The sequence below is a fragment of the Citrobacter sedlakii genome (assembly GCF_018128425.1).
Taxonomy (GTDB): domain Bacteria; phylum Pseudomonadota; class Gammaproteobacteria; order Enterobacterales; family Enterobacteriaceae; genus Citrobacter_A; species Citrobacter_A sedlakii.
Genome location: NZ_CP071070.1, coordinates 2,581,746 through 2,594,216, shown reverse-complemented (window position 1 = coordinate 2,594,216; position 12,471 = coordinate 2,581,746). Strand labels below are relative to the sequence as shown.

The window sequence follows — 12,471 nt, the reverse complement described above, 5'->3', positions numbered from 1 at the left end:
CAGCTACCGTTAGCGTTTCGCAATGCGAATGGTCTGTGCCAGACGGGACGGTTTTTCTTCCGTCGCTTTTTGCGGTGCGCTGGCATGCGCAGTCTCGACGCAGACAAACGTTTTATAGCCATCATCCGGCATGTCGCCCATGCTCACGGACAGCGCCGGGCCCGGGTTCCAGCCAACAACGTTGATATGGTGATGATGGATAACGTTAATATTCCGGTTTAGCGCGGTGTCGTGAATCACACTGCATGCTTCCGGGTTCAGATAAACGCGGTCAGTACGATCCGGGAACGCCTGAACGCCGTCGGTCAACGCATCTTCTTTCGCATCGTTCACTTTATCAATAAAACGATCGCCCAGACCGCTTACTTTCACCGCCGCGATATCGCCAACGTTGAAATAGGTGTGCAGGGCGGATGTTGTTTCGAAATCGCCATGCGCTTCCAGTTCGATTTCGCAGGTTTGACCCACTTTAAAACGCGCCAACAGGGTGAAGTCGTGCGGCCAGTACTGACGGGTCGCTTCACTGCTTTGCAGCTCAAAGGTTAGCACCGCGCCGTTGTCATCTTCATTGTGAGCTTTCAGCGTCCAGGGCAGGTTACGGGCAAAACCGTGGGAAGGAAAACCCGGCTGTGTGGAGGGACCAAACCAGGGCCAGCAGATCGGTACGCCGCCGCGCAGGGGGACACCGTTTTTAAACGGCGTGATATCACTCAGCCACAGAACGTCCTCTTCGCCAGCGGGTTTCCAGGAGAGAAGATGCGCGCCCTGAAGAGCAAAAGAGGCTTTGACCTGCGGGTGGTCGACAACAATCAGTTCGAGTTCGTCCAGCTGACGGCGCGACAGAACAGGGGTGATTTGTTCGATTATCGGAAGAGCAAAAATTTTAGTAATCATCACGCAATCCTTTAATTTCAGACAAAAAAAAGAGCGACCGGAGTCGCTCTTACAATTTATGGCTTCATCTCAACTTATTTGGAGATGTGAGCAATCAGATCCAGAACTTTGTTGGAGTAGCCGGTTTCGTTATCGTACCAGGATACCAGTTTCACGAAGTTGTCGTTCAGTGCGATACCTGCTTTAGCATCGAACACGGAAGTGCATACTTCGCCGTTGAAATCGGTAGAAACAACGTCGTCTTCGGTGTAGCCCAGAACGCCTTTCATTTCGCCTTCGGAAGCAGCTTTGATTGCTTTCTTAATTTCTTCGTAAGAAGCAGCTTTTTCCAGACGAACGGTCAGGTCAACAACGGATACGTTCGGAGTCGGAACGCGGAACGCCATACCGGTCAGTTTGCCATTCAGTTCCGGCAGAACTTTACCGACAGCTTTAGCTGCGCCGGTAGAGGACGGGATGATGTTCTGAGCCGCGCCACGGCCGCCACGCCAGTCTTTGTGAGACGGGCCGTCAACGGTTTTCTGAGTCGCGGTGGTCGCGTGAACGGTAGTCATCAGACCTTCGATGATGCCGAAGTTGTCGTTGATAACTTTTGCCAGTGGAGCCAGGCAGTTAGTGGTGCAGGATGCGTTGGAAACGATGTCCTGGCCAGCATATTTGTCAAAGTTAGCGCCTTTAACAAACATCGGGGTGTCGTCTTTAGAAGGACCCGTCAGAACCACTTTTTTCGCGCCAGCAGTGATGTGCTTACGTGCGGTTTCGTCAGTCAGGAAGATACCGGTCGCTTCAGCAACTACGTCAACACCAACTTCGTCCCATTTCAGGTTAGCCGGATCGCGCTCAGCGGTAACACGGATTTTTTTACCGTTAACGATCAGATGACCGTCTTTCACTTCAACGGTGCCGTCGAAACGACCGTGAGTGGAGTCATATTTCAGCATGTAAGCCATGTAGTCAGCGTCTAACAGGTCGTTGATTGCAACGATCTCGATGTCAGAACGTTTCTGAGCAGCACGGAAAACAATGCGACCGATACGGCCAAAACCGTTGATACCTACTTTGATAGTCATATATTCCACCAGCTATTTGTTAGTGAATAAAAGGTTGCCTGTAAAATTACAAAAACCTTACGCAGCGTCAAGCGGAATCGTGTCAATCATTGCGACAAATCAATCCTCTGCACAAGCTTTGCGCGGCTGACTCGCCTCACTCTTCCTTTGGGCTTGAAACCACATGGGGGCGACGCCCCGAATTTTAAAGGGCAACTGAGATAAAAATGTGATTTTCATCACGATTCACGAGCTGCCATTTCGCAAGGATCAAGTTTAGAACAAAAGTTGCGACTGAGGTGTTAATGTTTTGTTAGAATCGGTGACGCAATGTGAGTGTTCCAAAAGCGAGATGCGAGCAAAATGGCGAACAAACCTTCCGCAGAAGATCTGAAGAAAAACCTGACTGAAATGCAGTTCTACGTGACGCAGAATCACGGCACCGAACCGCCGTTTACCGGGCAGTTATTGCATAACAAGCGTGACGGCGTGTACCACTGTCTGGTCTGCGACACGCCGCTGTTTACCTCCCAAACGAAATACGACTCCGGCTGCGGCTGGCCGAGCTTTTATGAGCCGCTGAGCGAAGACGCGATCCGCTACCTGAAAGACGATTCACACGGAATGCAACGCATCGAAATTCGCTGCGGCAATTGTGATGCCCATCTGGGCCACGTCTTCCCGGATGGCCCACAGCCGACCGGGGAGCGTTACTGTGTAAATTCGGCCTCCCTGAGCTTTACCGACGATGACAATGGCGATCAGGTGAAGGGTTGAAGAATCGATTCAGCAATTTATTCCACAGGAGGGGAGCGTATGAATCTTGATGAGATCATTAACAGCATGACGCCGGAAGTGTATCAGCGCTTATCAACCGCCGTTGAGTTGGGAAAATGGCCGGACGGCGTGGCGCTGACGTCCGAGCAAAAAGATAACAGTCTGCAACTGGTGATGCTCTGGCAGGCGCGGCACAACACTGACGCGCAACACATGACCATCGACACCAACGGTCAGATGGTGATGAAAAGCAAACAGCAGTTGAAAGAAGATTTCGGTATTGCGCCGAAACCGATCGCGACATTTAAATCCTGATACCGCAAAACGCCCGACAGCATGCGCCGTCGGGTGTTGATCGGAACGCGTGAAGGGTTACTTCTTGTTCATCATCGACTTAAGATCGGCAAAAGGATTGTAGGTTGCCTCGCCGACGCTCTTTTGCGCATCTTCTCCCGCTATGACCGTTGAGCCGTACTGATCGGCTTCCGTGTATTTTGAATGCTCGTGGTCGTGGCAGTACAGGCACAGCATCTCCCAGTTGCTGCCATCTTCCGGGTTATTGGAATGATCGTGATCGATATGGTGTACCGTCAACTCACGAAGATTGGAATAGACAAATTCACGTGAACAACGTCCACAAACCCAGGGGAAGAGCTTAAGCGCCTTTTCGCGATAACCCACTTCCAGACGGGCGTAATTTTTAGGGATAAAAGCCATAAGCCCCATGCCTCCTGTCGAGAAAGAAAAGCGGCGTAAAAATACCGCAGCGGATACGCCAATCTTAACCCGAATGACACGGCGTCGCACAGTGCGGGAGACGCCCCACAATAAATCCTGGGGCGTCTCACCGGATCACGGCGTAATCGCTAAGGATTCCGCCAGCTGTTTTGCTAACTGGTTATTATCATCCGCGCCATATTCCCAGAACATCGCGCCCGCCAGTCCGCGTTTTTTGATGTAGTCGGCTTTGATCGCCACCGAACGCGGATCCTCGTAGGAGAGGGCAAACAGCGTTTTGCCTTCAGCGGATTTTACCGACAGCCAGGGAACCTTCGCGTCGTCATCCCAGTGCCTGGTAAACCGCTTTTGCGGATCGTTAAGAAAGGTTTTCACTATATCGTTGTACTTCACGTAGGTATCTTTCTTCAGGTCAATACCGAGCGAGCGAAACAACGCCACTTCCTGCTCGCCGAAATAGGGCTGGGTGACAGGATTTTTCTGCGCATCCGGTTTGCTCCAGTCAATTCCTGGCTCCACAGAACGCTTGGGAACGCGGCCATAAAAACCGATGCCAAGATTCATCTGCTGCGGTTTAAGTCCGGCGGCAAGATAGTTATTGACCACAAAGTCCACGCTGTATTTGTCGGCAGCGGCCACCGTTGGCCACGCCTTTGAATCGTACAGGTTGGCGTTGAAATACTGGGTGCCATAGGCCATGTCATACGTCATCAGATCGATATAATCGAGCAGCGGTGCGATGGCCTTCACATCTACCCAGCTTTTCGGACTTTCCGCATTCGCCCCGACGGCAATGGTCACCAGTTTGGCTTTGCCGAACGCCTGGCGCAGTTCTTTCAGCAGCAACGTGAAGTTATCCCGGTCCGCTGGCTGGCTTTCTACCAGCCCCCATGCGCCGTTGACCGGGTATTCCCAGTCAAGATCGATTCCGTCAAGACCATACTTTTTAACAATCTCCTGCGCAGACTGAATAAATACCGCGCGGGTTTCCGGTGTGGCCGCCGCGCCGGAGAATCCACGCGCTCCCCAGCCGCCTACCGATAACAGCACCTTCAAATTCGGGTTTTGTTTGCGCAGAACGGGAAGCTGGGCGAGGTCCGACTGGACTTTTGGCGACAGCCAGATCTGATGCCGCATTGCCGGATCTTTCAGCGCGACATTGGTTTCTTCTTTTTCGCCGTTATAGATCAGGCCAAAGGAGTAGTTCAGGTGGGTGATTTGGCGCACGTCCAGCTTATTAATATCACCGCCCGGTCCGGCGGTGACGTCCCCGCCGCCGTTAAAATAGCCAACGGACATCATCGAACTGGCGGACGCGACGGACGCGCAGAGCAGGGGTAATACTGCCAGCAAAGGCAAACGTTTCATAATCGATCCTCTTTGACGTTTAAAAAAGCAAACACGCCACGGAAATGGCGTGGCGAAAAAACAGCCATCAAAGAGTAGCACCCGCGTGTCGTTGCCGCTGCGATACAGTTCACTTTATGTGACGGAAGACAAACGGGATTTTTTATGCGAGGGGGAGAGACGTTGGCCGGATAAACGCAGCGCCATCCGGCCATCACATCAGCGGTGCGTTTCTTCCCAGTCATCCAGCGTATAGAGCGTAGCGCCTTGCGCCGCCATCTCCATAAACGCATAGCTGCTGTCCTGGGGGTGCAGATTCACCCCGCGGCAGCCGTCGGTAATGACGTTTACGCGGTAGCCCAACTGGAGCGCATCCTGCACCGTAAATTTCACGCAGTAATCGGTCGCCAGCCCCATGACGATCAGCTCCGTAATACTGTGCGCCTTCAGCCAGTCGTCCAGCGCCGTTTTTTGTCTGCGGCCGTTATCGAAAAAAGCGCTGTAACTGTCAACCTGCGGATTCTCGCCTTTGTAAAATACGGTTGCGATCGCTTTCTGGTTTAACAGCGGATGCAGCGCCGCGCCTTCGGTGTTTTGTACGCAGTGATCCGGCCAGAAGGTTTGCGCCAGACCATCGAGTTGGCCTTGCGAGTAAGGTTCCACCTGGTGCTGGCTGGCAAAACTGCCGTGATTCGCCGGATGCCAGTCCTGGCTGGCGATCGCCGCCTCGCCGCGCGCCTGACACCACGCTATCAGCCGGTTGGCGACATCCACGGTGCTGTCGCCTTCGGGTACGGCAAGCGCGCCGCCCGCGCAAAAATCATTTTGTAAATCAACCAGTAACAGAGCGCGCTGGGTCACAGGATCCTCCTTAGTCGTCTGGCGTCAGTTCGCCGCGCAGGTTCTGGGTCATTGCCACGCGAATGGCCGCGGTGTCCAGACCCTGGCTCAACAGATAGTGCAGCTTGGTCAGCGTGGCTTCAACAGTCATATCCGCACCGCCAATCACCCCGGCATGCGCCAGCGCGTTCCCGGTCGCGTAGCCGCCCATATTCACTTTACCTGACATACATTGGGTGAGATTCACCACCACGATGCCACGGTCACTGGCTTCGCTCAGCTCTTTAAGAAATTCTTTATTCTGCGGCGCGTTGCCGACGCCATAGGAGCGCAGGATCAGCGCTTTTACCGGCTGGCGCAGGAAGTTTCGCACCACACCGGCAGAGATCCCCGGGTAAATCGTGACCACGCCGATCGGTTGCGGCGTGATAGGGTGCACAATAAATGGCCCATCGCCCTGCGGCGCTGGTGGAGTGCCCGTACGACGAATATGAATCCCGGCTTCCAGCAACGGCTGGAGGTTAGGGGAAGCAAAGGCGTCAAAGCCGTCAGCGTGGGCTTTTGTGGTGCGGTTTCCGCGGTAAAGGCGATTATTAAAAAACAGCGTAACTTCGTTGATCGGATAATTAGCGGCGACGTACAGCGCGTTGAGCAAATTAATTTGTCCGTCGGAACGCAGCTCGGCTAAGGGGATTTGTGACCCTGTCACAATAACCGGCTTACCGAGATTTTCCAGCATAAACGAGAGAGCGGACGCGGTGAACGCCATGGTGTCGGTGCCGTGGAGGATCACGAAACCATCATATTCATCGTAATTAGCGTGGATGTCATTCGCGATATGCTGCCAGTCTTCAGGCGTCATATCGGAGGAGTCCATCAGCGGGGCGTATTCGTGGATAGTGAAATCCGGCATCTCCGGACGGTGGAATTCAGGCATCAATGCCAGTTGCCGTTGAAGGTGACCGGAAACCGGAATGTATCCCTGTTCAGAACGCTGCATACCGATGGTACCGCCGGTATAGGCAACGTAAATAGATTTCTTCTGCATGGCGATGATCTTACGAAGTGAAGAGTGTTTTTGTGCCGGATAGCGACGCTTGCGCGACGTATCCGGCATCACCGTTTAACGCACGTTAGCGCAGGTCAGACAAAACGCATAACGGTTTTGCGGGTCGTTAAACGCCGCCAGTTTGTCGCCTTCCGCTTTCACCATGCTGGCGGCAGAGGCCAGCGGCGCGGGAAGCATCGCCTGAATAGCCTGCGGCAGCATTGCGCGTACCGAACCGGACATGCTGTCCATCACCCTGTCGAAGAAAGTCGGCTCATCCTGATAGTAGTCGATATGCCACTGTTTGAGTTTCGCCAGCTCCGCGGCTTTCGCCACCGCGTCGTCGAAGTCGCCCAGACTGTCGACCAGACCGTTAGCCTTCGCATCCTGCCCGGTCCAGACGTGGCCCTGGGCGATTTTATCAATCTGCTCAGGCGTTGACTTGCGCGCATTGGCAACCAGGGTGATAAAACGTTGATAGCCATTCTCGATGCTTAGCTGCATCATCTGCTGCACTTCCGGCGGCAGAGCTTTGGTCATCGAAATATCCGCCAGCGGCGAGGTGGCCACGCCGTCCGTATGTACGCCGATAGCGTTGAGGCTATTTTCAACGGTATTAATGACCCCGAAGATCCCGATAGAGCCGGTCAGGGTGCTTGGGTTCGCCACAATGTAGCTGGCGGGTGTGGAGATCCAGTAGCCGCCGGATGCCGCCATGCCGCCCATCGATACCACGACAGGTTTTCCGGCAGCTTTTGCCGCAGCCAGTTCAGAGCGAATCACTTCGGAAGCCGTCACGCTGCCTCCCGGGCTATTGACGCGCAGGACGATGGCTTTCACTTTCGGATCCAGTCGGGCGTCGCGAATTTGCGAGGCCGTCGTGTCGCCGCCAACGTTCCCCGGGGTTTCTTCGCCGTCCATAATCGCCCCGTTGGCAAACACCACGGCAATGGCGCTACCGGTGTCCGCAGGGGGATTCAGGGAATAATCGTAATAACTGATTGCGCGATAGTTATTTTCAGACTTGCTCCAGCCAAATGCTTTGGTCAGGGCTTTTTCCATCTCAGTGCTGGTGAGCAGCGCATCCACCAGCTTATGGTCGAGGGCATATTTCGCCGTGTCGCCGCCGGCCTTTGTCAGCCCGTCCAGTACACCTTGCGCGCCAGGGAATACCTGCTGAGCCGGAATTTGACGGTTGGCGGCGATGGTATTCAGGTAATTCTGCCACAGCTCGCCAATCCAGCGGCTATCCGCTTCACGTGCGGCGGGAGACATATCGTCGCGAATAAAGGGCTCAACAGCGGATTTATAGGTGCCGACGCGGAAAACGTGGGTGGACACTTTCAGCTTATCCAGCAGCGATTTGTAGTACAGGCCATTTGTGGCAAAACCGTGAATATCGACAGCCCCTTGTGGCGTAAGCCAGATTTTATTAGCAAAACTTGCCAGATAATACTGGCCCTGGCTGAAGTTATCGCCAACGGCATAAACCGGCTTACCGCTGTCGCGGAATTCGCGCAGCGCTTTACCGATATACTGCATCGACGGCTGATCGGCTCCGGCAAAATCTTTCAGATCCATGACGATGCCGGTGATATTGCTGTCTTCTTTCGCCTGACGGATCGTATTGACGATATCAAACAGGGAGTTTTCCTGCAGGCGATCGGAGCTTGCGCCAAACAATTGACGACCAAGCACGCCTAAACGATGGGTACTGGAGGGTTTATCGACGATCACCCCGGAAATATCCAGGAGCAGGGCGCCGCGACTGACTTTCTCCCCCGAATTCCCGTTGTTCACCTGCATCCAGATCCCGACACCCACAAGGATCAGGAAAATAAAGAACAGGTTAAGCACCATTTCGCGGACAAAATTGAGCAGTCGCCACGTCCATTTAAAAAAACCGGCAATAAATCGCCACAGGGTTCGCATGTCTTCTCCCAATCATTACCAATACTACATCCGGTCAGGATGTATGAGATGAGGCTATCCTAATGACCCGACAGGCAGTTGTCAGCAGGAATCACCGTCTGCGCTGTAACAAATTCTGCTCTCGTGTTAATTTTGTGAATATTCACCATGACAGGAGTTAACCAAATGGATGCACTTGAATTACTTGTTAACCGTCGTAGCGCCTCTCGTCTGGCAGAGCCTGCCCCTGCCGGTGAGCAACTTCAGAATATCCTGCGGGCAGGAATGCGCGCACCGGATCATAAGACCCTGCAACCCTGGCACTTCTTTGTGATTGAGGGCGAAGGACGCGAGCGCTTCAGCGCCGTCCTGGAAAAAGGGGCCATCGCCGCTGACGGTGATGAAAAAGCGATCGAGAAAGCCCGCAGCGCGCCGTTCCGTGCGCCGCTGATTATTACGGTGATCGCCAAATGCCAGGAAAATCATAAAGTACCGGTCTGGGAACAGGAAATGTCCGCCGGATGCGCGGTGATGGCGATGCAGATGGCGGCGGTGGCCCAGGGTTTTGGCGGTATCTGGCGCAGCGGCGCGCTCACCGAAAGCCCGGTGGTTCGTGACGCGTTTAACTGCCGGCCGCAGGATAAGATCGTCGGTTTTCTTTATCTTGGCACGCCGCAACTGAAAGCCTCAACGACGATTAACGTGCCGGATACCGCGCCATTCGTGACCGTTTTTTAAAATAATCCGCAAAACTGTCTGGATTCTGAGCAAAGACGCCGGAATTCAGACACTCTCTCTTACCACATCAGGGAATGAGCGCTACCATAGCCCGATTGCAATGACAGGAGATGTCCATGAGCGAGCACGCTATTCGTTTAACGCAGTACAGCCACGGAGCGGGTTGCGGTTGTAAAATTTCCCCCAAAGTATTGGAAACCATTCTGCACAGCGAGCAGGCGAAGTTTGTCGACCCGAACCTGCTTGTGGGCAATGAGACCCGCGACGACGCGGCAGTCTACGATCTCGGCAACGGCACCAGTGTGATCAGCACCACTGACTTCTTTATGCCGATCGTCGATAACCCGTTTGATTTTGGCCGTATTGCGGCAACCAACGCCATTAGCGATATTTTTGCGATGGGCGGGAAACCGATTATGGCGATTGCCATCCTCGGTTGGCCCATCAACACGCTGTCGCCCGATATCGCCCGCGAAGTTACCGAAGGCGGACGTTTCGCCTGCCGTGAGGCGGGGATTGCGCTGGCGGGCGGCCATTCCATCGACGCGCCAGAGCCGATCTTTGGCCTGGCTGTCACCGGCATCGTGCCGACCGAACGGGTGAAGAAAAACAGTACCGCGCGGGCGGGATGCAAACTCTTCCTGACGAAGCCGCTGGGTATTGGCGTATTGACCACCGCAGAGAAAAAATCACTGCTTAAACCCGAACACCAGGGGCTGGCGACGGAAGTGATGTGTCGAATGAACATTGCCGGAGCCGCCTTTGCGGACATTGACGGCGTGAAGGCGATGACTGACGTGACCGGTTTCGGCCTGCTGGGCCACCTCAGCGAAATGTGTCAGGGCGCAGGCGTTCAGGCACAAATTCACTACGACGCGATCCCGAAATTGCCGGGCGTCGAGGAGTATATCCGGCTTGGCGCCGTACCGGGCGGAACCGAGCGAAACTTTGCCAGCTACGGGCATCTGATGGGCGAGATGCCGCGTGAAGTGCGCGATCTGCTTTGCGATCCGCAAACCTCCGGCGGTCTGCTGCTGGCGGTGACGCCGGATGCGGTCGACGAGGTGAAACTCGCCGCCGCAGAGTTCGGCATCGACCTGACGGCGATTGGCGAACTGGTTGACGCGCGTGGCGGTCGTGCCATGGTTGAGATCCGTTAATTCAATGCGGTTGTTTATTGCCGAAAAGCCGAGCCTGGCCCGCGCCATTGCGGACGTGCTGCCGAAGCCGCATCGCAAAGGCGATGGCTTTATCGAGTGTGGAAACGGTCAGGTGGTCACCTGGTGTATTGGTCATCTGCTTGAGCAGGCGCAGCCCGACGCGTATGACAGCCGCTATGCGCGCTGGACCCTCTCTGATCTGCCCATTGTGCCGGAAAAGTGGCAATTGCAGCCGCGTCCGTCGGTGACCAAACAGCTCAATGTCATTAAGCGCTTTTTACACGAGGCCAGTGAGGTCATTCATGCCGGAGACCCCGATCGCGAAGGTCAGTTGCTGGTGGATGAAGTGCTTGACTATCTGCAACTGGCGCCGGAAAAACGCCAGCAGGTGCAGCGCTGCCTGATCAACGATCTCAACCCGCAGGCGGTGGAGCGCGCCATTGACCGGTTGCGGTCGAACAGTGAGTTCGTGCCGCTGTGCGTTTCGGCGTTGGCGCGTGCGCGCGCCGACTGGCTGTACGGTATCAACATGACCCGCGCCTACACGATTCTTGGACGTAACGCCGGGTATCAGGGCGTCCTGTCGGTTGGGCGCGTACAGACGCCGGTACTCGGGCTGGTGGTGCGTCGTGACGAAGAGATCGAGCATTTCATTCCAAAAGATTTCTTCGAGGTGAAGGCGCACATCGTTACCCCCGCCGACGAACGGTTTACCGCCATCTGGCAGCCGAGCGACGCCTGCGAGCCATATCAGGATGAAGAAGGGCGCTTACTGCATCGCCCGCTGGCGGAGCATGTGGTGAACCGGATAAACGGTCAACCGGCCATTGTCACCAGCTATAACGATAAACGGGAATCGGAATCCGCGCCGCTGCCGTTTTCGCTTTCTGCGTTACAGATTGAGGCGGCAAAGCGCTTTGGCCTGAGCGCGCAAAACGTGCTTGATATCTGTCAGAAGCTGTATGAAACCCACAAGTTGATCACCTATCCGCGTTCTGACTGCCGTTATCTGCCGGAAGAACACTTTGCCGGACGCCATGCGGTGATGAACGCCATCGGCGTACATGCGCCGGATCTGTTACCGCAGCCGGTCATTGACCCTGATACCCGCAACCGCTGCTGGGATGATAAAAAGGTTGATGCGCATCACGCCATTATTCCTACCGCGCGCAGTGCGTCGATTAACCTTACCGACAATGAAGCGAAGGTGTATAGCCTGATCGCGCGCCAGTACTTAATGCAGTTCTGCCCGGACGCCGTTTTCCGTAAGTGTGTGATCGAACTCGACATCGCTAAAGGCAAATTTGTCGCCAAAGCGCGGTTTCTGGCGGAAGCGGGCTGGCGCACGTTGCTTGGTAACAAAGAGCGAGACGAAGAAAACGACGGGACGCCGCTGCCGGTCGTGGCGAAAGACGACGAACTGCTGTGCGAGAAGGGCGAAGTGGTTGAACGTCAGACCCAGCCGCCGCGCCACTTTACCGATGCCACGCTGCTGTCGGCGATGACGGGGATTGCCCGCTTTGTGCAGGACAAAGATCTGAAAAAGATCCTCCGCGCCACCGACGGATTGGGTACGGAAGCGACCCGCGCGGGGATCATTGAGCTTTTGTTTAAGCGCGGTTTCCTCACCAAGAAAGGGCGCTATATTCACTCCACTGACGCCGGAAAGGCGCTGTTCCATTCGCTGCCGGAGATGGCGACCCGTCCGGACATGACGGCGCACTGGGAGTCTATTCTGACGCAAATCAGTGAAAAACAGTGCCGCTATCAGGATTTTATGCAGCCGTTAATCGGTACGTTGTACCAATTGATCGACCAGGCGAAGTCCACGCCGGTGCGTCGCTTCCGCGGGATCGTCGCGCCGGGTAGCGGCGGCGGTAGCAGCGAGAAGAAAAAGGGTGCGCCGCGTAAGCGAGCGGCGAAAAAAAGCCCGCCATCAGCAGAGGCAGGCATCTAGTTCGTTGGGGAA

The 12,471-nt window shown here is 55.0% G+C and carries 12 protein-coding genes; 5 read left to right on the top strand and 7 right to left on the bottom strand.

What is annotated here, in order from left to right; translation table 11 throughout:
- Window positions 1–9: 9 nt before the first annotated feature.
- Together JY391_RS12430 and gapA are read right to left on the bottom strand one after the other, a co-directional pair.
- Window positions 10–894, bottom strand: a complete 885-nt coding sequence (locus JY391_RS12430; RefSeq protein ID WP_211934400.1) for a D-hexose-6-phosphate mutarotase — start codon at window positions 892–894, stop codon at window positions 10–12.
- Between the two features lie 74 nt (window positions 895–968).
- Window positions 969–1,964 (bottom strand): glyceraldehyde-3-phosphate dehydrogenase, encoded by a 996-nt coding sequence (gene gapA, locus JY391_RS12425; protein WP_012905550.1) that lies wholly within the window; start codon window positions 1,962–1,964, stop codon window positions 969–971.
- Window positions 1,965–2,306: 342 nt separating this feature from the next.
- Between gapA and msrB the strand changes: the two genes are divergently transcribed.
- Both msrB and JY391_RS12415 read left to right on the top strand, forming a co-directional pair.
- The gene (gene msrB, locus JY391_RS12420) at window positions 2,307–2,720 is read left to right on the top strand and encodes a peptide-methionine (R)-S-oxide reductase MsrB (RefSeq protein ID WP_211934399.1); all 414 of its coding nucleotides are present in this window, start codon (window positions 2,307–2,309) and stop codon (window positions 2,718–2,720) included.
- Between the two features lie 39 nt (window positions 2,721–2,759).
- On the top strand, window positions 2,760–3,035 hold the full coding sequence (locus tag JY391_RS12415) for a YeaC family protein (protein ID WP_205611928.1): 276 nt from the start codon (window positions 2,760–2,762) through the stop codon (window positions 3,033–3,035).
- Between the two features lie 57 nt (window positions 3,036–3,092).
- Here JY391_RS12415 and yajD read toward each other — a convergent pair whose 3' ends face one another.
- The 5 genes from yajD to sppA form a co-directional block, all read right to left on the bottom strand.
- Window positions 3,093–3,437: an HNH nuclease YajD gene (yajD, locus tag JY391_RS12410; RefSeq protein ID WP_042287562.1), complete on the bottom strand. Its 345-nt coding sequence runs from the start codon at window positions 3,435–3,437 to the stop codon at window positions 3,093–3,095.
- 135 nt (window positions 3,438–3,572) lie between these two features.
- Window positions 3,573–4,826: a chitinase ChiD gene (chiD, locus tag JY391_RS12405; protein ID WP_211934398.1), complete on the bottom strand. Its 1,254-nt coding sequence runs from the start codon at window positions 4,824–4,826 to the stop codon at window positions 3,573–3,575.
- Window positions 4,827–5,024: 198 nt separating this feature from the next.
- Window positions 5,025–5,666, bottom strand: coding sequence for a bifunctional nicotinamidase/pyrazinamidase (gene pncA, locus JY391_RS12400; protein WP_042287557.1), 642 nt, complete (start codon window positions 5,664–5,666; stop codon window positions 5,025–5,027).
- A 10-nt stretch (window positions 5,667–5,676) separates the two neighbouring features.
- Window positions 5,677–6,693, bottom strand: a complete 1,017-nt coding sequence (gene ansA, locus JY391_RS12395) for an asparaginase (RefSeq protein ID WP_042287737.1) — start codon at window positions 6,691–6,693, stop codon at window positions 5,677–5,679.
- A 75-nt stretch (window positions 6,694–6,768) separates the two neighbouring features.
- A complete protein-coding gene (gene sppA / locus JY391_RS12390) occupies window positions 6,769–8,625 on the bottom strand; it encodes a signal peptide peptidase SppA (RefSeq protein ID WP_211934397.1) in 1,857 nt (618 codons plus the stop codon).
- A 165-nt stretch (window positions 8,626–8,790) separates the two neighbouring features.
- Between sppA and JY391_RS12385 the strand changes: the two genes are divergently transcribed.
- The 3 genes from JY391_RS12385 to topB all read left to right on the top strand — a co-directional run bounded on the left by JY391_RS12385 (window position 8,791) and on the right by topB (window position 12,459).
- Window positions 8,791–9,342 carry an NAD(P)H nitroreductase gene (locus tag JY391_RS12385; protein ID WP_211934396.1) on the top strand — a complete coding sequence of 184 codons (552 nt, stop codon included), beginning with the start codon at window positions 8,791–8,793 and terminating at the stop codon, window positions 9,340–9,342.
- A gap of 116 nt (window positions 9,343–9,458) precedes the next feature.
- The gene (gene selD / locus JY391_RS12380; protein ID WP_042287550.1) at window positions 9,459–10,502 is read left to right on the top strand and encodes a selenide, water dikinase SelD; all 1,044 of its coding nucleotides are present in this window, start codon (window positions 9,459–9,461) and stop codon (window positions 10,500–10,502) included.
- 4 nt (window positions 10,503–10,506) lie between these two features.
- Entirely contained in the window at window positions 10,507–12,459 is a 1,953-nt protein-coding gene (gene topB, locus JY391_RS12375) for a DNA topoisomerase III (protein WP_060569642.1), read from the top strand.
- Window positions 12,460–12,471 lie beyond the last annotated feature (12 nt).

Excerpts from the sequence above, each read along its gene's own strand:
- chiD (WP_211934398.1), bottom strand. The coding sequence starts at position 4,826 with ATGAAACGTTTGCCTTTGCTGGCAGTATTACCCCTGCTCTGCGCGTCC.
- yajD (WP_042287562.1), bottom strand. The coding sequence starts at position 3,437 with ATGGCTTTTATCCCTAAAAATTACGCCCGTCTGGAAGTGGGTTATCGC.
- msrB (WP_211934399.1), top strand. The coding sequence starts at position 2,307 with ATGGCGAACAAACCTTCCGCAGAAGATCTGAAGAAAAACCTGACTGAA.
- JY391_RS12415 (WP_205611928.1), top strand. The coding sequence starts at position 2,760 with ATGAATCTTGATGAGATCATTAACAGCATGACGCCGGAAGTGTATCAG.
- selD (WP_042287550.1), top strand. The coding sequence starts at position 9,459 with ATGAGCGAGCACGCTATTCGTTTAACGCAGTACAGCCACGGAGCGGGT.
- ansA (WP_042287737.1), bottom strand. The coding sequence starts at position 6,693 with ATGCAGAAGAAATCTATTTACGTTGCCTATACCGGCGGTACCATCGGT.
- sppA (WP_211934397.1), bottom strand. The coding sequence starts at position 8,625 with ATGCGAACCCTGTGGCGATTTATTGCCGGTTTTTTTAAATGGACGTGG.
- gapA (WP_012905550.1), bottom strand. The coding sequence starts at position 1,964 with ATGACTATCAAAGTAGGTATCAACGGTTTTGGCCGTATCGGTCGCATT.
- JY391_RS12430 (WP_211934400.1), bottom strand. The coding sequence starts at position 894 with ATGATTACTAAAATTTTTGCTCTTCCGATAATCGAACAAATCACCCCT.
- topB (WP_060569642.1), top strand. The coding sequence starts at position 10,507 with ATGCGGTTGTTTATTGCCGAAAAGCCGAGCCTGGCCCGCGCCATTGCG.
- JY391_RS12385 (WP_211934396.1), top strand. The coding sequence starts at position 8,791 with ATGGATGCACTTGAATTACTTGTTAACCGTCGTAGCGCCTCTCGTCTG.